At 64.1% G+C, this 16,933-nt stretch carries 20 protein-coding genes; 8 read left to right on the top strand and 12 right to left on the bottom strand.

Annotated features, from left to right (window positions below):
* Position 1 precedes the first annotated feature (1 nt).
* Together ACOJSI_RS05945 and ACOJSI_RS05940 are read left to right on the top strand one after the other, a co-directional pair.
* Positions 2-1,582, top strand: a complete 1,581-nt coding sequence (locus tag ACOJSI_RS05945) for a sensor histidine kinase (protein ID WP_420137342.1) — start codon at positions 2-4, stop codon at positions 1,580-1,582.
* 253 nt (positions 1,583-1,835) lie between these two features.
* Positions 1,836-1,973, top strand: a complete 138-nt coding sequence (locus ACOJSI_RS05940) for an entericidin A/B family lipoprotein (protein ID WP_420137341.1) — start codon at positions 1,836-1,838, stop codon at positions 1,971-1,973.
* A gap of 51 nt (positions 1,974-2,024) precedes the next feature.
* On the opposite strand, the gene tatC is transcribed toward ACOJSI_RS05940, so the two are convergent.
* From tatC to ACOJSI_RS05915, 5 genes are read right to left on the bottom strand one after another with little or no spacing between them, the layout of a single operon-like run.
* Entirely contained in the window at positions 2,025-2,810 is a 786-nt protein-coding gene (tatC, locus tag ACOJSI_RS05935) for a twin-arginine translocase subunit TatC (RefSeq protein ID WP_420137340.1), read from the bottom strand.
* Positions 2,807-3,268: a Sec-independent protein translocase subunit TatA/TatB gene (locus ACOJSI_RS05930; protein ID WP_420137339.1), complete on the bottom strand. Its 462-nt coding sequence runs from the start codon at positions 3,266-3,268 to the stop codon at positions 2,807-2,809. The genes tatC and ACOJSI_RS05930 overlap by 4 nt, the downstream gene beginning before the upstream one ends.
* An 8-nt stretch (positions 3,269-3,276) precedes the next feature.
* Positions 3,277-3,522 carry a twin-arginine translocase TatA/TatE family subunit gene (locus ACOJSI_RS05925; protein WP_420137338.1) on the bottom strand — a complete coding sequence of 82 codons (246 nt, stop codon included), beginning with the start codon at positions 3,520-3,522 and terminating at the stop codon, positions 3,277-3,279.
* Positions 3,523-3,553: 31 nt separating this feature from the next.
* Positions 3,554-4,132, bottom strand: coding sequence for an SMC-Scp complex subunit ScpB (gene scpB / locus ACOJSI_RS05920; protein WP_420137337.1), 579 nt, complete (start codon positions 4,130-4,132; stop codon positions 3,554-3,556).
* Positions 4,129-4,881 carry a segregation and condensation protein A gene (locus tag ACOJSI_RS05915; protein WP_420137336.1) on the bottom strand — a complete coding sequence of 251 codons (753 nt, stop codon included), beginning with the start codon at positions 4,879-4,881 and terminating at the stop codon, positions 4,129-4,131. Before ACOJSI_RS05915 ends, scpB begins: the two co-directional genes overlap by 4 nt.
* 151 nt (positions 4,882-5,032) lie before the next feature.
* Here ACOJSI_RS05915 and ACOJSI_RS05910 point away from each other — a divergent pair, with 151 nt between their 5' ends.
* On the top strand, positions 5,033-6,148 hold the full coding sequence (locus tag ACOJSI_RS05910; protein ID WP_420137335.1) for an acyltransferase family protein: 1,116 nt from the start codon (positions 5,033-5,035) through the stop codon (positions 6,146-6,148).
* A gap of 52 nt (positions 6,149-6,200) precedes the next feature.
* Here ACOJSI_RS05910 and ACOJSI_RS05905 read toward each other — a convergent pair whose 3' ends face one another.
* Positions 6,201-6,953 (bottom strand): SDR family NAD(P)-dependent oxidoreductase, encoded by a 753-nt coding sequence (locus tag ACOJSI_RS05905; protein ID WP_420137334.1) that lies wholly within the window; start codon positions 6,951-6,953, stop codon positions 6,201-6,203.
* Between the two features lie 111 nt (positions 6,954-7,064).
* On the opposite strand from ACOJSI_RS05905, the gene ACOJSI_RS05900 reads away from it, so the two are divergent.
* Positions 7,065-7,967 carry a LysR substrate-binding domain-containing protein gene (locus ACOJSI_RS05900; protein WP_420137333.1) on the top strand — a complete coding sequence of 301 codons (903 nt, stop codon included), beginning with the start codon at positions 7,065-7,067 and terminating at the stop codon, positions 7,965-7,967.
* A gap of 38 nt (positions 7,968-8,005) precedes the next feature.
* Here the strand turns inward: ACOJSI_RS05900 and ACOJSI_RS05895 are convergent, their stop codons facing one another.
* From ACOJSI_RS05895 to ACOJSI_RS05885, 3 genes are all read right to left on the bottom strand, one after another.
* Positions 8,006-8,740: a hypothetical protein gene (locus ACOJSI_RS05895; protein WP_420137332.1), complete on the bottom strand. Its 735-nt coding sequence runs from the start codon at positions 8,738-8,740 to the stop codon at positions 8,006-8,008.
* Positions 8,741-8,894: 154 nt separating this feature from the next.
* Positions 8,895-9,596 carry a glutathione S-transferase gene (locus ACOJSI_RS05890; RefSeq protein ID WP_420137331.1) on the bottom strand — a complete coding sequence of 234 codons (702 nt, stop codon included), beginning with the start codon at positions 9,594-9,596 and terminating at the stop codon, positions 8,895-8,897.
* Between the two features lie 59 nt (positions 9,597-9,655).
* Positions 9,656-10,525 (bottom strand): hypothetical protein, encoded by an 870-nt coding sequence (locus tag ACOJSI_RS05885; protein ID WP_420137330.1) that lies wholly within the window; start codon positions 10,523-10,525, stop codon positions 9,656-9,658.
* Between the two features lie 91 nt (positions 10,526-10,616).
* Here ACOJSI_RS05885 and ACOJSI_RS05880 point away from each other — a divergent pair, with 91 nt between their 5' ends.
* From ACOJSI_RS05880 to ACOJSI_RS05865, 4 genes are all read left to right on the top strand, one after another.
* Complete coding sequence (locus tag ACOJSI_RS05880) at positions 10,617-11,924, top strand: SLC13 family permease (protein WP_420137329.1); 1,308 nt, start codon at positions 10,617-10,619, stop codon at positions 11,922-11,924.
* Between the two features lie 115 nt (positions 11,925-12,039).
* Complete coding sequence (locus ACOJSI_RS05875) at positions 12,040-12,318, top strand: PadR family transcriptional regulator (RefSeq protein ID WP_420137328.1); 279 nt, start codon at positions 12,040-12,042, stop codon at positions 12,316-12,318.
* Positions 12,315-12,692, top strand: a complete 378-nt coding sequence (locus tag ACOJSI_RS05870) for a hypothetical protein (RefSeq protein ID WP_420137327.1) — start codon at positions 12,315-12,317, stop codon at positions 12,690-12,692. Before ACOJSI_RS05875 ends, ACOJSI_RS05870 begins: the two co-directional genes overlap by 4 nt.
* 15 nt (positions 12,693-12,707) lie before the next feature.
* Positions 12,708-12,956, top strand: a complete 249-nt coding sequence (locus ACOJSI_RS05865; protein ID WP_420137326.1) for a hypothetical protein — start codon at positions 12,708-12,710, stop codon at positions 12,954-12,956.
* A 76-nt stretch (positions 12,957-13,032) separates the two neighbouring features.
* On the opposite strand, the gene ACOJSI_RS05860 is transcribed toward ACOJSI_RS05865, so the two are convergent.
* From ACOJSI_RS05860 to ACOJSI_RS05850, 3 genes are all read right to left on the bottom strand, one after another.
* On the bottom strand, positions 13,033-14,262 hold the full coding sequence (locus ACOJSI_RS05860; RefSeq protein WP_420137325.1) for a serine hydrolase domain-containing protein: 1,230 nt from the start codon (positions 14,260-14,262) through the stop codon (positions 13,033-13,035).
* A gap of 106 nt (positions 14,263-14,368) precedes the next feature.
* Positions 14,369-15,553, bottom strand: coding sequence for a hypothetical protein (locus ACOJSI_RS05855; RefSeq protein ID WP_420137324.1), 1,185 nt, complete (start codon positions 15,551-15,553; stop codon positions 14,369-14,371).
* Between the two features lie 735 nt (positions 15,554-16,288).
* Positions 16,289-16,909 carry a flavin reductase family protein gene (locus ACOJSI_RS05850; protein WP_420137323.1) on the bottom strand — a complete coding sequence of 207 codons (621 nt, stop codon included), beginning with the start codon at positions 16,907-16,909 and terminating at the stop codon, positions 16,289-16,291.
* Positions 16,910-16,933: the final 24 nt, after the last annotated feature.

Here is a 16,933-nt window from a genome sequence, read left to right as displayed (position 1 = left end):
GATGGCCACGACGCCGATCACACCCTTTTTCGCGCGCCTAGCCCCCGCTCGTTTTTCCACCGGCACCAAGATGCTGCTGATCCTGACAGCAGCGCTCTTGCCGCTCGGCCTCATCGCGCTTTTCGCCTCTGTCCAATCCGCGCAATCCAAGCAGGCGCGCCGCGAGGCGGATGCACGCGTTGTGGCCATTGCCGAAGCGCGCCAGATCGACATCCTGCTTCTGCGGGCAGCATCCATGATCCGCGCTAACCTGACGGGCCCTACGCCCGACCGCAGCGTCTGCCGCACGTTGCTGATGCGCGATCGCGCCACCTTGGGCAAAGAGATCAAGCTCGCACTCTTCAGAGCCGATGGATCGCTCGCCTGCGCTACACCCGGGTTTAACGCCGAAGGCCTGCCGCGTCCCCAGAATCCGGGGCTGGCGGCGACGCTCCTTCCTGGCGACCAGGGGATGCGCTTTATCGTGCCTGCCAGCGCCGGCATGTACGGCATCGGCGAAATCCCGCGTGGCTTGCTGCAGGAGGTGCTCGCCACTGACAGCAGCCAGGGCATCACCTTATTCCAGGGTGAGCAAAAGCTTACGATCTCCACGATCGGCAAGGTAACGCCAATGGCGCGCCCGGTAGAGGTCGCTACCCCGGCTGCCAGTGGCCAGATCCGCCTGATGCTGACGATAGCGGCCAGCCCGATCAGCGCGGTCGAGGTGTTGCTGGTTCTGCTGCCCCTGCTGATGTGGGCCGCCGCCGCCGCCATCTGCTGGGTCGTGCTGGATCAGCTGCTGGTTCGCCCGCTCCGCCAGATGCAGAGCGCCATCGCCATCTATCAGCCTGGCGATGGGCCGCTGATCCTACCCCGCATCACCACGCCGGCCGAAGAGATACGGTCGCTCGGCGAAGCGCTGGAAGCCACCGCCGCGCAGCTGGTCGCGCGCGAACTGGAGCTGGAGGAAGGGCTCAGTCGTCAGGTGAAGCTGACGCGCGAGGTGCATCATCGCGTCAAGAACAACCTGCAGGTGGTCGCCAGCCTGATCAACCTGCACGCGCGCGGCACCGAAGGCGATGTGGCAGCCGCTTACGCCTCGATACAAAGGCGGGTGGATGCGCTCGCTGTCGTTCACCGCAACCACTATGCGGAGCTGGAAGAAAATCGCGGCGTCGCCTTGCGCTCGATCGTAGCCGAGTTGACCGCCAATCTGCGCGCCACGGCTCCGCCCAGCGCCGCCCATATGACGATCACGCTGGACATGATTCCGGCCTTCATCACGCAGGATGTCGCCGTGCCGGTCGCCTTCCTGATTACCGAGATTGTGGAGCTGGTGATGACCTGTGATCCGGCGGGCAGGATCGCCATCACGCTGATTCCGGGCGAGAGCGCCGAACGTGCGGTGCTAGCGATCGAAGCCCATGGCCTGACGGAAGCCGCCTGCGCCCGCGACAGTGGCCGCGCCCGGTTTGAGCGGATCATCACCGGATTGTCGCGGCAGCTGCGATCGACTTTGGACTATGATCCTGTTCGAGGCCGCTATGTCATCGCGCTCGCGATCACGGCCGATCCGGAACGCGACAGGACGGCGGCAAAATAATCTCGAAAATGCGGTTCGTCACGGAACCCTTGCCGCCAATGCCCGTTTTACTCTTCGGATAGCGACCTTTTGCCCCCCCGCTCTCGCTGTCCGAACACATGGGCCCGAACGCGCCAATCCTCCCCCCCGGTGGCGCCTTCGGGCCCAAATTGTATCTGCACGAGATCGGATCGCTACCGGAACTATTTATCGGGAGCGGCATTGAGTTCACGCTATCGCGTCGAGAGGCGCGCTATGACAATGGAGCATCAACATGGTTCGCAAGGTTCTGGAAGCTACCCTCATCGCCGGCACCCTGCTGCTGGCAGCGTGCAACACGGTTTCGGGTGCGGGCAAGGACGTGTCGTCGGCTGGTAAGGCCGTCAGCAACGCGGCCGAAGACGCCAAGTAAGCTAAACCTGATGTCAGCAAGGGCGTCGCTCCCAAGGAGCGGCGCCCTTTCTTATGTGCGCTGAACGGGCAGGGTCTCGGCCGTCTCACGCTTGCGCTTGCGTTCGGTGAACCAGATCCCGACAATCGCCACCTCGTAAAGCACCACCAGCGGCAGCGCCATCAGGAACATGGAACCCGCATCGGGCGGACTCAACACCATCGCGATCGCGAAATTGACGACGATCGCATAGCGGCGAAACTTGATCAGCTGTTGACGGGTCACGATCCCGGCACGCTCGAGCAGCATCAGCAGCACCGGCAACAGGAAGGCCGCGCCGAAGCCGAACAGAAACTGCATGATCGTGCTCAGATAATTCGAAAGCTCGGGCAAGGCTTCCTGCTTGATCCCGCCCAAGTCGCCCGAAAAGCCATACAGAAACTTCAGGGCGAGCGGGATCGCGATGAAATAGGCCATGCTCGCCCCCATCAGGAAAAGCACGGGCGTGGCGATGAGAAACGGCAGCAGCGCCTTCTTCTCTTTGCGATACAGCCCAGGGGCGATGAATTGCCACAATTGGTTGGCGATCACGGGAAAGGCGAGCATCAGTCCGGCAAAGAAGGCGACCTTCACCTCGGTGATGAAGCCGCCGAACACTTGCGTATAAACGATCTTGTTCTGCCCTGCCGCCTTGAGCGGATGAACCAGGAACGCCAGGATCGGATGCGCGAAATAGAAGCAGATCGCAAAGCAAATGCCGAGCGAGGCGAACGACCAGATCAGCCGCTTTCTGAGCTCGATCAGATGATCCAGCAGCGGCGCACGGCTGTCGTCAATTTCGTCATGATCGTCGTTCATTGTTTTGGCGGCAGACCCAAGGGAAGTTCCGGTCCCTCGTCTTCGCTCGCCACCGGCGGCTCTGCAGGCTTGCTCTCGGCTGCGTGCGGCACAGGCGGCAGCTCGGTCCCGTTCTCAGCGACCTGCGGATAAGATGCGTCCTCGATCATGCCGGCGGTGGCGTCACTGGCGGGACCGGGCAAGGCCGCCATTGGCTCATCCGGATGCTCGATCGCGTCATGCAGCGGATGTTCGCGCATGATGCGCTCATTCTCCTCCCGCCATTTCTTCTCGATCTCGTCCAGCTCCGCCTGGCGGATCATTTCGTCGATACCCGACTGGAAATGCCGCGCCATGCCGCGCGCCTTGCCGATCCACTGGCCGGCAAAGCGCATCGCCCGCGGCAAATCCTTGGGCGGGATGACGGCGACCGCCACCGCTCCGAGCAGCAGCAATTCTGTCGGATTAACGTCGAACATCTGCCTGTTTACTGCGCCGGACGATCGTCCTTGGCGGGCTGCAGCTTCTGATCAGGATTGGGATCGACCGGGGGCTGCGCCTGCAAACGGGCGGCCGGCTTGGTCGACGTGTCGTCGTCCTCCGCCATGCCCTTCTTGAACTGCTTCACGCCCTTGGCGACGTCACCCATCATATTGGAGAAGCGGCCGCCCCCCAGCAACAGGATCGCGACGACCGCGAAGATCAGGACGTGGACGATTGAAAACGAGCCCATTTGAACTCTCCAGAGGCATAATCCAGCCTCTCTAGTCCTCAACCTCTTCCTTTTCCACCGATAGCTGCATTTCCAATGCCAAATCGATCGGATCGAGCAGGCCGGCCGCGCGCAAATCCTCCATTCCGGGCAGATCCTTACGCGAAGACAGCCCGAAATGATCGAGGAAACCGGGGGTGGTCGCGAACACCAGCGGGCGGCCCGGTGCCTCGCGCCGGCCGGCCGGGCGCACCCATTCGGCCTCAATCAAGGCATCCAGCGTGCCCTTGGACATCTGGACGCCGCGGATCGCCTCGATCTCCGCGCGGCTGACCGGCTCATGATAAGCAATGATCGCCAGCGTCTCGATCGCGGCGCGGCTGAGCTTGCGCGGCTCCTCCCGCTCGCGCCGCAGGATATGGGCCAGATCGGGCGCCGTTTGCATCGCCCAGCGGCCGCCGCGCTCGACCACCTCGATTCCCCGGCCTTCGTAAAGCGTGACCAGCTCAGCCAGCAGCGGCTTGGGATGATCGATCCCGGTCGCCGTCGTGATGTCGGCGAGCGTCATCGGGCCCTCCGCCGCGAACAGGGCCGCCTCCAGCGCACGGACATCGTCCGCCACCGCGCTCATGCCGCTTTCACCATCAGCGGCGCGAAGGCGGCCTTTTGATCCAGCTGCAGTCGCCCCTGCCGCGCCAGTTCCAGTGCCGCCACGAAGCTGGAGGCAATTGCGGAGCGATGATGATCGGGGGCGAGCCCTTCAGGCAGAAAGCTTTCCAGACTGGCCCAGTCGAGCCGCTGGCCGACCATGCGCGCGACCAGTTCCAGCGCCTCGTCCAGCGTCATTACCGGGCGCCGCGATACGACGTGGAAGGCGGGCTCGCCGCGCGCCTTCACGGCGCCATAGGCGGCGATCAGCTCATAGAGGGACGCTTCCCAGCGCGGCCGGCGCACCACCCTCAGCCCTTCGGGATTGCCCCGCCGGAAGATATCACGCCCCAGCCGGTCGCGCGCCATCAACCGGGCGCCGGCCTCGCGCATCGCGTCCAGGCGCTGGAGGCGCAGCTGCAGCCGCAGCGCCAACTCCTCGGGCGACGGCTCCACCTCCGGATCGCGCGGCAACAGCAGCGCGGATTTGAGGTAAGCAAGCCAGGCGGCCATCACCAGATAATCGGCGGCAAGCTCCAGCTTCAGCGTCCGCGCCTGATTGATGAAGCCGATATATTGATCGACCAGCGCGAGGATCGAGATCTGCTTGAGATCGACCTTCTGCGTTCGGGCCAGCGTGAGCAGCAGATCGAGCGGGCCTTCCCATCCGTCGATCGCGATCGTCAACGCTTCATGGGCCGGCGGCCGGAGATCGAATTCCTCGTCACTCATCGCCCGCAGAATAGCGGCTTATCCGATCGGTGGGAATTCCCCACTCCGGCTCCGCCCCCACCCCGGCCTGAAACCGACATCGTTGTCTAAACCGCCCATACATGGCATTCGCGGCGGAAACGGCGATCACGACCGGAATTGGGAGGACAGAATGACGGGCGATCTGCGCGCCGAGACCATCGTGCATCCCGATGCGACGGCGGCGGGGAAGCCGCATTTCGAGGTGCTGGACGGGCTGCGCGGCAGTGCGGCCTTGCTGGTCGTGCTCTTCCACATTCAGGGAATCCCCATCGAATTCGACGGCAGCAAGGTGATCCTGCACCATGCGCCGCTCGCGGTGGATTTCTTTTTCGCCTTGTCCGGCTTCGTCGTCGGCTATGCCTATGACGATCGCTGGATCCGCATGTCGGTGACGCAATTCGTCAAGATCCGGCTGATCCGGCTCCACCCATTGCTCGTGCTCGGCGCGCTGCTCGGCTTTGCCTCTTATCTGCTGGACCCTTTCGCGGGCAGCCGCCAGGCGGCACCGCTCGGATCAGTCCTGTCGGCCCTGGCCTTGATGGTGCTGTCACTGCCCGCACGACCGCTTCCCAATCGATGGGATGACACGCACCCGCTCAACGGGCCGGAATGGACGCTGTTCTGGGAATATGTCGGCAACCTTGCTTATGCGCTGGTGCTGCGGCGGCTGACCACGACGTGGCTGCTGCCGATCATGGCCGCCGGCGCGATCGCTTTGTTCTGGACCGGCGCGGCACGGGGTTCGCTCGATGGCGGCTGGGGCTGGAGCAATCTGTGGATGGCCCTCGTGCGGTTGACCTATCCCTTTGTCACCGGACTCTTCCTCTATCGGGTTCGCCATCACCTGCCCAAGATCCGGCTCGGCTTCCTTCCGCTGACGCTGATCCTGACGATTGCGATCCTTCTGCCGATCTGGCCCGAAGCGGCCGGCGTCCGCTGGAACGGCCTCTATGAAGCCGCGCTGGTCATTCTGCTCTTTCCAGCCATCATCATCGCCGGCGCGCATTCCGACGCGGGGCGCGGCATGATCGGAATTTGCAAGATCAGCGGGCGCCTGTCCTTCCCGCTCTACATCACGCATTATCCCTTCCTGTACATCTACATGAACTGGATCTTCACGCGGCCATCGCTGGGCATGATTCTGATCGTTGCCGCAGCCGCGTTGCTCTTCGTGCTGGCCTTTGCCTGGGCAGCGTTCGAATTTTGGGACAAGCCGATCCGCGCCCGGCTCAAGCGCGCCCTCTAAACGGACGAACGGGCGCGACGTCGGACAACGCCGCGCCGTTCCTGCAGCCCTGTCAGATCTGGACTTGGCCGCCGTCTGCGAACAGCTCAATCCCGTTCACGAAGCTGGCATCGTCAGACGCCAGGAAGAGGACCGCCCTGGCAATTTCCGCAGGATGAGCGATCCGGCCTGCAGGGATCTGGCCGGCAAGATATTCCTTCGTGGCCTGCGCCTGATCGCCACCACCGAACAGATCGGTCACGCCAGGCGTATCGGTCACACCTGGGCTGATCGTGTTCACCCGGATGTGGCGATCCTTCAGATCGAGGATCCAGTTGCGGGCAAGGTTGCGTATCGCCGCCTTGGTCGCGGAATAGATGCTGAAGGCGGGCGTAGCCGAAACACTCGTGGTGGATCCGGTCAGGATGATGGAGGCACCGTCTTTCAACAATGGCAGCGCCTTTTGCACAGTAAACACCACGCCCTTCACGTTTGTATCGAAGGTGCGCTGATAATGATCCTCGGTGATCGCCCCGAGTGGCGCGAACTCCCCTATGCCTGCATTGGCAAACAGAATGTCGATCTGGCCATGCTTCTGCTGGACCGCATCATAGAGCCGATCGATGTCGGCCAGTTGCGCCATGTCGCCGCGGACGCCGGTCACCTGCCCGCCAATTGTCTTGACCGCCTGATCCAGCGCATCCTGCCGGCGGCCGGTGATGAATACCGACGCCCCCTCGGCGCTGAACGCCTGCGCCGTCGCCAGGCCGATCCCGCTGGTGCCGCCGGTGATAACCACCACCTTATTACTGAACCGGTTGGTCATCGTCTGTCTCCTCGAACAAAGCGGCAAATGCCGTCGCCTTCTTGAGATGCAACCAGAACGATGATGCGTGTAGACGGCAGATGTGACACACAGCGTTCCATTGGGGGAACGATGATACGAATGGATCTCAACGATCTCGCTTACTTTGCCGAAGTCGTCTCCCATGGCGGCTTCGCTGCCGCCGGGCGGGCCCTCCGTCAGCCCAAGTCCAAGCTCAGCCGACGGATCGCGGGGTTGGAAGAGCGTCTTGGACTGCGCCTGATCGAGCGATCAAGCCGCCGTTTCCGTGTCACCGATACAGGGCAAGCCTTTTACGAACGCTGCCAAGCCATGCTGCTGGAGGCCGAGCAAGCCGAGGCGCTGGTGGCGGAAGCGCAGGCGGAGCCACATGGCCGCATCCGATTCAGCTGCCCCACCGGCCTGATGGAGCCGATCTCCGGGTTGATCACCACCTTCCTGGCGAAATACCCGAAGGTACGGCTGCAACTGCTGGCGACCGACCGCGCGGTCGATCTGATCGAAGAAAGAGTCGATCTGGCACTGCGCGTCCGGGCGGCACTGACCAGCGACGCCGCGCTGACGATGCGATCGCTAGGACGCTCGACCCGCATCCTGGTTGCCGGGCCGCAGCTCGCCGGCCGGATCGCCACAGTGGATCAGCTGCCATCGGTTCCGGCGCTGGCAACCAGCGACGATGCGGACGAACTTGAATGGCACCTGGAGACTGCGGAAGGCGGCAGCACAATCGTCCGGATCCAACCGCGGCTCGGCTGCGCCGACATGGCCACCGTGCGCGCGGCCGCGATCGCAGGGCTAGGCGTTGCGATCCTGCCCGATCATGTTTGCCATCAAGCATTAAGCGATGGCAGCCTGGTGCGCGTCCTGCCCGCTTGGCGCGGCATTCGGGGCATCGTGCATCTTGTCTTCACCACGCGGCGCGGATTGCCGCCCGCCGTGCGCGCGTTGATCGATCATCTGGCGCATGGCTTTCCGCGGGAGGTCGTCACCGTCTGAGGTCAACCAGGAACCAGACCCGACCTCCTACGTGATACTCATGGCTGGTGCATGCATCCGGATCGCTGAGCCTCCGTCAAAGCCTGCGCGTAAGCGGCGCGATAGCGGGCGTCGTCAGGTGCGAAATCGCGTTTGCCGCCCGCCGTGCTCACTGCATTCATCAGATCCCCGCACCGCAGACGGCGCGCCCAGGGGCTATCGTCACTGGCAACGATGACGAAGGTGCGTGGCGCATGCTGCAAATAGCGGACTGTGAAGACCGCGCCTGGGCCGGGATAGAAGGTTCGATTGTGAGATGGATAGACGTTGAAATCGTCGGAATGGAAACGGGCTTCGATCAGGCGCCCGTCCGCTGCACGGATGAGCACGTCATAGGCCTGGACCCGCTGCTCATTATAGGTGCTGGAAGTGCTGCGCATCGCGGTGACCGTCGCCGCGCCGGACACGCCGCCATGATAGACCAGGCTCCCCGCCCACCACGGCCCCAGAATCACGTTCAGGATGGCGAACAATATGCACAAGGCCATCAGCAACGGGTGCCGCACCGCTGGTCTGCCCGTCTGTGCCGCCTTGGAGCTGCGCCAACCGATGAACATCGGCAGCGCGACCGCCAGGACCGGCATCATCAAAAAGCGATGTCGGGCCAGAAAGGCGACGAGCCAGACCAGCGGGTCGGTCACGGCCGACAGTGGGGGAGGACCGTAAGGCGGCGGCGTCCAGGCGGCGACCCCATCCGCCGCGACTGCGGGCCCGACGCCCAACAGGATAGGCACCGCCGCCAGCAGCGCTCGCCTCAGCCATCGACGGTGACATATCATCGCCCTTCAGAAGCGATCGTTTCGCCTTCGGTTCCCGTCTGGACGCGCCTGGAACATCCGCCCGCGGTCCAGGCGGCGTCGACCTAGCTGTGGGTGGGATCCGCGGGCGCTACGTCGCGAGGACCTTTCGCAGCGATGCTTCGATCTCGCCGCCGCTATAGCTATCGCCATATTCATCGCGGGCGCGGTCGGCCAAAGCTGCCAGCCGCGGCAAAGCGGCCACGCGTCGGCTCAGCGCCATAGTGTGAGGCGCAGCCTCCTGAACGATCTCGTTGATGCGGGGAAAGCGATCCGCCATGGTCGTCCACAAAGTTGCCGTCACAATATCGGCAACGCCGGGCTGGTCGCCGCCCAGCAGGAAGCCGCTATCCGCTTTCAGGCCGTGCCGACGCCCCGTTTCTTCCCAGAAGCTCGCCCATTTGCGCAGCCGCGGTACGAACGCATCCCAGCGCTCCGGCGTCCACATCTGCCGTCCGCCATCCAGCGTCAGCTCATCAATCACGTCGTTGGCGTCATTGACGATCTTCATCGTGATCGCACGGGAAGCAGGGTCACCTGGCAGGATGTCCAGCGTCTCGCCCAGGTACAAAATGATCGCGGGCATCTGCGCGATCGCGAAATCGGCCGCTTTGTCGATCAGCAGCGGCGGCCCCATGAACGGCACCGGCATGCTCGTGACCGGCGCCTCCATCAGTTTGGCGATCGCGGCATCGCCGGGTTCGTCCCAGCTCTTGTCGGCAAAAGCCAGGACGGCGCGCACGAACTGCCCTCGAAAGGGGACCGACCAATAATAGAGTTCATAATCGGACATCACACGCTCCCCGAACGGCCGCCAACCGGGCGAGGAGAACGCGGGGTACCGGCCTTTGTTCAGCGTGTGGCGGCGCTGCCCTGATCCCGCACCTGTCCGATCGTCCAGCTCGCCAGCGTTTCCCCCGTCGCGGGATTATCCACTACCAACTCGTCAAAGATTGCGGCAACCGCGCAAATCGGCTGCTGCTCGATGCCTGCGGGCTGCACGCACTGTACCGCGCCGTCGCCGGGTGCGCGATCGATCCGGCCCGTAATCCGGGCGCGCAGGCCCTGCGACATGTCGAGCCGGTCGGGCGCGATCCGGACCACGGCGTCATAACCGCTCTCCGGCTTGGGCGCCCCGGGTTCAAACCCGACCAGCGCCAAAGTCTGCCCCGGCAGCGTAACCGGATCGGTCCCGACCGCCATCGCCTCGTCGGCCTGTCTTGGGCACGTCTCGGCCGACGACCAGGGCCGCGTGACCCAGAAGCCTTGCGGTGTCGTGCGCGTATCTGGCTTGAGGCCCCACTGATCCGCTTGCCACGCGATCAGCGCGATATGGATGCGCAACGTCTGGCTCTGTTCGTCGTAGCGCCAGCGCATCGGCGTGGCACTGTCCGGACCGGCTGGCCCGGCGCAGCCGAACGGGATAGACACGGCGAAACGTCGCCCGGGCAGGTCCCGCACAGCCGGCGGCGCGGCCACGCCGGACGACAAGGCATCCGCCGCCTGCCGCGCCAGGCCGGCAAGATCGCCGCGGTTCAGCACGCGCCCACTATCGGGCGCCGGCGGCGCAGGCGGCTGGACTGCGACCACGGGCGGCGCCGGCGGCGCGGCGGGTTTGACCGTGGCACGCCCGATCAGGAAACCCACCCCACCGACGATCAGCGCGGCCGATAAACCGCCGGCGATGGCGAGCCGGCTGGTCCTGACGCTGGGTTCCTGCATGGCTCTTGATACCCTTTTTAAGGCGCGGCTCCACCCCAAGGATGCAGAAATCGTTGACATATGCGGTTATGGCCCCGACCCAGACCGGACGATGACGACCGATCAGATCCTGACGCTCGTCGTCCTGGCCGCCGTCGTCGCCGCGATGATCTGGGACAAAGTACGCGCCGATGTAGTGGCACTAAGCGGGGCGGCGGTGCTGCTCATCACGGGCATCGTCCGCCCGATCGACGTTCAGGGAGCCTTCGCCAGCCCTGCCATCATCGCCCTCGCTTCGCTGTTTGTAATTGCCTACGCGCTCGAACTTTCCGGATTGCTCGATCGCGCGATCGCCGCCGCAGTGGCGATGTGCCGACGGCTTGGTTCCATCGGTGTCTGGTTGATGCTCGCAGCAATCGGTTGCGTCTCCTGCTTCCTCAACAGTACGCCAATCGTCGTCATCGGCGCGCCGGTCGTGCGCGACGTCGCACTCGCCCTGGACCTGCCGCCCAAGCGCTACCTGATGCCCTTATCCTACATCACCATCCTCACCGGCTGCTGCACGTTAGTCGGTACATCCACCAACCTGCTGGTCGACGATATGGCCCGGCTGGCGGGGCAGCCGCGCTTTGGCATTTTTGAAGTTACCCCGGTCGGCCTCCCCATCGCTGTCGTTGGCGCAATTTATCTGTTTTTCGTCAGCGGGCGCCTGATTGGCGCGGAACGAACCGCCCCCACGGAACGCGCGGTGGATACGCGCGACGAGCTGACGCTCGCGGGTGGCCTGGTCGGGCATCCCCAGCTCTTCGCCAAGGCCCGGCCGTTCGCTCCCGCCAAAGCCGCAATCGCGCTCGCCACCTTCGCTGGCGCGATCGCCTTGGCAGCAACGGGTGTCGCCCCCATCGCCGCCACCGCCTTCGCCGGCGCGGTCTTGCTCATCCTCTTGCGCGTCATCACCGCGGACGAGGCCTATGGCGGCCTGCGGCCTGAAATCCTGATCCTGATCGCAGGCATGGTCGTAATCGGCATTGCGCTGGATCAAAGCGGGTTGGCGGATGCTGCGTCGCGCCTGCTTATCTCATCCGTACATGGCCTGAGCCCGCTGCTGGCGCTGACCGTGCTCTATGTCGCGACACTCATCCTGACGGAGCTGCTGTCCAATGCCACGGTTGCTGTGCTCGTAACCCCGATAGCGGTGGCTTTGGCGCAGAGTCTGGGCGTCAGTCCGCGCCCCTTCCTGGTCGCGGTGATGATGTCCGCCAGTGCGGCTTTCGCCACGCCGTTTGGCTATCAGACCAACGTGATCGTCTATCAAATGGGCGGCTATCGCTACATGGATTTCGTGCGCGTCGGCCTGCCCCTCAACATCCTGACCGCGATCGTCGGGATCACCATGATTCACATCGTCTTCCCGTTCTAGCGGGATGGGAGCACTGCGGTGCGCCGAGCGACGCACGCATCCGGCCGGCGATTGACAACTAACTCTACTTAGGTTGTTTAGTGCAATGGGCCGTAATCGCCGACCATCCAGGCAAATGCTGCTGCTGCTCGAGGCGCTCTCCGCGCACGCACAGCAATGGCGGCACGGCTATGACCTGATGAAGGAAACCGGCTTGCTGTCGGGAACTTTATACCCGTTGCTGATGCGAATGACCGAGCAGGGACTGGTCGAAGCGGAGTGGCGTGAGCCGGAACAGCTCGGCCGGCCGGCACGCCACGTCTATCGCCTGACCAACGCCGGCCTCGCGCTGGCGCTCGCGCAGGCCAGCGCCGGTTCGGGCGCTGCGGCATCCGGTAAAGCAGCATTGGCATGACCGCGGCGCTCGCACGAGCGCTGATGCAATTGGCGATATGCTGCCTGGGTCAAAGCCGGCGCGAGTGGGCCAATGCGATGCGTGCGGAGTTCGATGCGGTCGAGCAGACCGGTAACGCGCTGACATTCGCGGCTGGCTGCCTCATTGCTGCATGGCGTGAGGCGCCGCGGCACGCCGAAGGGAGGATCGGCATCGCCACGCATCTCTTCGCGCTCGGCGTGCTCATCCCGATTGCCTTCGTGCAATTTGCCTATGTGATCGGCCTGACGATGGGACCAGGCGGTGCCTATCCTTTGCTGGCGCCTGCGGCATCGCATGCACCCATGACCGCAGCCGCCCAGTTTAGCGGGATCCCTGCTTTGATCATCCTTTAGGTATTGCTGGGGGTGGTGCATCTTCGGCTGGCTTGGGCCTTGCTCGACCAGGATTGGGATGGAGTCGTCCGATCCGCCGCAATGATCGCATCGGCAACTCTGACGATCTTCATCTTCATGCAGTTGCTCATCCTGAATGTCGGCACCTTGGCCTTGGAGGCGGCAGCACTGACGCTCGAGCTAAGCGTCATCCTTGCGATCGCGCGCTGGCATGCCCGCACCCTTGCGCGGGACGGCGCGCAGCTTGTATTTCAATGCTTGTGATGAAGGCGATCGTGATCCGCATCGAAGGGCAGCATCGGACAAGGATGCCGCCCTTACCGCACATGCCGCGCGCGCCTTACTGTGGCGTCCACGCGGAGACCGCCGTCAGGAAAGCAGCCGTCTCTTCCGATGCCTTCTCGTCCGCCTGTGGGAAATAGCTGAGCTTCACCACCACCGTGCGCGTCTTCGGATCGATGAAGACATATTGGCCCTGCAGACCGATCGCGGAATAGGCATCCGAGCCCGGCATGGTCCACCATTGGAAGCCATAGCCGCCCCGCGCATCCTCCGGCGCTGCGGGGGCCGATGCTTGCGCCACCCATTGCGGCGAAAGAATGCGGTGGCCGTTGCCGATCCCGCCATTCATCATCGTCAGGCCGATCCGCCCCCAATCGCGCAAGGTGGCGTTGAAGCCGGCACCGCTGAATTCGCGGCCCACGCCCGGCTGTCCATCCATGATGTAGAAGCCATCCGCGTCCATGCCGAGCGGCTCCCACAATTTTTGCGCGGTATAGGCGGCTACCGACATGCCGGAGACGCGCTCGATCAGCCAGCCGAGCACCGCCGTATCGATCGTCTTATATTGGAATACGCTTCCCGGCGGATGGGCCCGCTTGATCGTGCGCGCCGGATCGGCAAAGCGCGCGACATTCTTCACCAGCGCATTGATATGGTTGGTCGCGGCCGTTCCGGGATGGTCGAAGTCGTAGCGCTCCTCATAATCCACGCCGGACCGCATCTGCAGGATCTGGCGGATCGTGACGCCGCGATAACCGCCCTGCCGAAGCTCCGGCAGATAGGTTTCGACCGGGTCGTCCAGCGATTTTATCCGCCCTTCGGCGAACGCACAGCCGATCAACATTGACGTGATCGACTTGGTCATCGACCAGCCGATGAAGTGGGTGCGTTCATTGCTATTGTTGCGATAGATTTCGGCGACGATCCGCCCGTCCTTCATCACCAGCAGCGCGTTGGTGTAACTGCGCTCCAGAAAGTCCTGCGCGCTATATTGCTTACCCGCGAAGCTGTAGCTGAAATCCAGCGCATGATCGGCCCGCGGCAACTGCCAAACGGGGCCGGACCGCGCCACGCTGCGTGTCGTGAACAAGGTGTCCATACTCCGGAACGTCAGCGCGTTCACGTCGCCATCCAACATGTGCCAGCGCGCGATCTGGATCGCGATCGGGACCTCCGATGTCGCGCCTTTTGCCAACGGCGCCGGCAGCACCTGCTGCGCGTTCACGCTCGCCGGAAAGAAAGCCAAAGCGAGCGCGCAGCCCGCGACTCGCAGTCGTATCCCCGCCATCCTTCATCCCCTCACCGATGGAGCGACTTGTTGCCGCCTCCGGCGCGAGGGATGCCCACATTCAGGCGTCATCCGCATCTCCCATTTGGGATAAATGGAATGGTCTCTAGGGAGCGCGCTCCGCCAGTGACTGGCATAGGCGGCGGACAAGGTCCGACTGGCGCCCGCTTGCGGTTTTGGCGAGCACCTGTTTCAACTGGATCCGCGCTGTACCGACCTTGATCCCGCGCGCAGCGGCATGATCGTTCAGCGTCGCGCCCGCCGCCATCGCTGCCGCAAGCTGCGCCTCGGCGGGGGTCAGGCCGAACAAGACGGCCAAAGCGGCGGGATCGAGCGCAGGCGCGGCATCGGGTTCAGACAGAAACAACGCGATCAGCTGCCCCTGGCTGCCGTTGGGGGCAAGGCCCTCATCCCGCGCCAATCGCTCGATCCGCATGTGGAGCGCCATTCCACTCCACCGTCCGATCGCCAATGTCGCGGTCGGCCGCCGCCCGGCGCCCACGTCTTCCAGCGCCGCGCGCAACTGCCTCCGGTCCCCCGCCTCGACGCAGTCGATCCGCCCCTCCACCAGACGCAAGGCGCCCGCGCGGTGCAGTAGCCGGCGGGCAACGATATTCGACCAGGCGATGCGCTGTGTCCCATCGATCAGCAAGACGGCCTGATGCAGGCGGTCCAATGTTGCTCGCAGCGCGCTCCCGTCTTGATCTGCCGGCATGGTACCATGCCCCAGCCGCACCGCCCGCATAAGATGCGGCAACAATGCCAACAGATAGGCTTCCTCTGCCGAAGTCACATCGCGATAGTCGCCTGGTGCACGATGCAGGATCAGCGTGAAATCGCGCTCTGCAGCAATGGGAAAGGTCAGCCATAACGCGGCGCCCAGTCCTCCGCGATCCAGCCGCTGCTGCAGCGCTGCCCAAAGTGGTGGTGCTGCGCCGAAGCTGCGTACGTCGCTGCCGACGCCCCCTAGCCCGTCATGGCGCCGCCTGGCATCGAAGCGCGGATTGCCCTTGGTATTGATGAAGCGATCGTGCCGGGGCGCGTCGACCTGGGATTGCGGATCGCGCGCGCACCACCGCTGCCGCGAATGATCTGCTTCGACGTCCAGGATCTGGGCCACCGCGCTGCGCATCCCCACCGTCTGGCACAGCCCGTCCAACAGCACGGGCCAGCGCGCCGCGCTTTCCGCCGCCGCATACAGATCGCCGAGAATGCCCTGATCGAGGTCCGTGATGCCCCTCCAATCGATGCCGCTAACGCGCCAACGCTTTACGGTAATAATGGATAGCAATCCAGCGGCAGGCGTCCGCGCCCGGCGGCGATGCTGGTACCACGCCCCCGCGCCTGCCGGTCGGCCCCACCCGAGAGGGTAAATTTTAGATCGGCGGTTGAACCTTGCTGCCGAACCGTGATTATATACGGACGAATATAGTCACGGTGGTGAGATATGAAGGTCCGGATCGACATGTACGGTCTGCGGTATGGCAGGCTGGTCGGCATCGCATTCGCGCACCGCTCTGCCAATGGTCATGCGCATTGGCTGTTCCAATGCGACTGCGGACGGCAAATCGTGGCCGCGGGTGGCAATGTCCGCTCCGGTAGCACCTCCAGCTGCGGCTGCCTCCACCGCGAGCTCAGCGCGGCGCGGTTGACCGAACATGGCTATCGCGCGGCCAAGCACCACGGGCCGACATACCGCGCGTGGCAGAAGATGCGCTATGAGGCCGGGGCCGAGATTTGCGCGCGATGGGCCGATTTCGGCGCCTTCGTCGCGGATCTCGGCGAGCGTCCAGATCATACCCGCCTCGGGCGGCGGGATGTCAGCAAGCCGTTCAGTTCCGCCAATTGCTGGTGGGAGCCCCTCGAGAGTCGGAACATTCGCGCTAAACGTGCCTGGGCGCGGAGACGTGCGGCCGTTTCCAGTCCAGCGATGCAAATACATTACTCATCTACGCATCGGCCAATACCCGGCGCTACTCGTCCGCAAGCGACGTGATCGCACGAGCCACGTTGGCCGGAGGGCACCCTATCCGCCCGGCCTCTGCATATCGAAGCGGCTGTCTGGCGTGACGTGCGCGTAGGCGGTGGGGCCGCCGGCGCGGAGGATGATGTCGGCGCCGAACGTGTCGAATATGCCGTCTTTCAGCAAATCTTTGCGAATATGCGCGCCAATTACTTCGCCGATCACCAGCCATGCATCGACCGGCGCCTGGCGGTGATCCTGAAGGCGCACAATCTGGGTCACCTTGCATTCGAAATTGACCGGGCTTTCCTGCACGCGCGGCGGTGCGATCAGCTGCGACGGCGCCTGCGTCAGGCCAGCAAGGTCGAATTCGTTGATGCCGTGCGGTGCGGGTACGCTGGTGGCGTTCATCTTCTCCGCGAGCGCGCGGGTGGCGATGTTCCAGACGAACTCGCCGGTTGCCTCGGCATTGCGCAGGCTGTCCTTGCCGCCGAGGCTGGAGAAGCCGATGATCGGGGGGCGATAGTTGAAGGCGTTGAAGAAGCTGTAGGGCGCGAGATTGACCTGCCCGGCCGCGCTGACGGTGGAAACCCAGCCGATCGGCCGCGGCCCGATGATCGCGTTAAGGGGATCGTGGGCGAGGCCATGGCCCGCTTCGGGCCGGTAAAAGTGATAATTGCTCATAGGCCGGTTTAGCGGGGCTAATCC

Origin of the sequence: Sphingomonas sp. (genome assembly GCF_048595155.1) — a bacterium.
Lineage (GTDB): Bacteria > Pseudomonadota > Alphaproteobacteria > Sphingomonadales > Sphingomonadaceae > Sphingomonas_I.
This window is presented reverse-complemented; position numbering and strand designations above follow the sequence as displayed.

Coding starts and splice junctions, on each gene's coding strand:
- ACOJSI_RS05875 (WP_420137328.1), top strand. CDS start 12,040: ATGCTGCTGCTGCTCGAGGCGCTCTCCGCGCACGCACAGCAATGGCGG.
- ACOJSI_RS05915 (WP_420137336.1), bottom strand. CDS start 4,881: ATGAGTGACGAGGAATTCGATCTCCGGCCGCCGGCCCATGAAGCGTTG.
- scpB (WP_420137337.1), bottom strand. CDS start 4,132: ATGAGCGCGGTGGCGGACGATGTCCGTGCGCTGGAGGCGGCCCTGTTC.
- ACOJSI_RS05905 (WP_420137334.1), bottom strand. CDS start 6,953: ATGACCAACCGGTTCAGTAATAAGGTGGTGGTTATCACCGGCGGCACC.
- tatC (WP_420137340.1), bottom strand. CDS start 2,810: ATGAACGACGATCATGACGAAATTGACGACAGCCGTGCGCCGCTGCTG.
- ACOJSI_RS05890 (WP_420137331.1), bottom strand. CDS start 9,596: ATGTCCGATTATGAACTCTATTATTGGTCGGTCCCCTTTCGAGGGCAG.
- ACOJSI_RS05880 (WP_420137329.1), top strand. CDS start 10,617: ATGACGACCGATCAGATCCTGACGCTCGTCGTCCTGGCCGCCGTCGTC.
- ACOJSI_RS05870 (WP_420137327.1), top strand. CDS start 12,315: ATGACCGCGGCGCTCGCACGAGCGCTGATGCAATTGGCGATATGCTGC.
- ACOJSI_RS05860 (WP_420137325.1), bottom strand. CDS start 14,262: ATGGCGGGGATACGACTGCGAGTCGCGGGCTGCGCGCTCGCTTTGGCT.
- ACOJSI_RS05925 (WP_420137338.1), bottom strand. CDS start 3,522: ATGGGCTCGTTTTCAATCGTCCACGTCCTGATCTTCGCGGTCGTCGCG.
- ACOJSI_RS05885 (WP_420137330.1), bottom strand. CDS start 10,525: ATGCAGGAACCCAGCGTCAGGACCAGCCGGCTCGCCATCGCCGGCGGT.
- ACOJSI_RS05945 (WP_420137342.1), top strand. CDS start 2: ATGGCCACGACGCCGATCACACCCTTTTTCGCGCGCCTAGCCCCCGCT.
- ACOJSI_RS05850 (WP_420137323.1), bottom strand. CDS start 16,909: ATGAGCAATTATCACTTTTACCGGCCCGAAGCGGGCCATGGCCTCGCC.
- ACOJSI_RS05930 (WP_420137339.1), bottom strand. CDS start 3,268: ATGTTCGACGTTAATCCGACAGAATTGCTGCTGCTCGGAGCGGTGGCG.
- ACOJSI_RS05910 (WP_420137335.1), top strand. CDS start 5,033: ATGACGGGCGATCTGCGCGCCGAGACCATCGTGCATCCCGATGCGACG.
- ACOJSI_RS05900 (WP_420137333.1), top strand. CDS start 7,065: ATGATACGAATGGATCTCAACGATCTCGCTTACTTTGCCGAAGTCGTC.
- ACOJSI_RS05940 (WP_420137341.1), top strand. CDS start 1,836: ATGGTTCGCAAGGTTCTGGAAGCTACCCTCATCGCCGGCACCCTGCTG.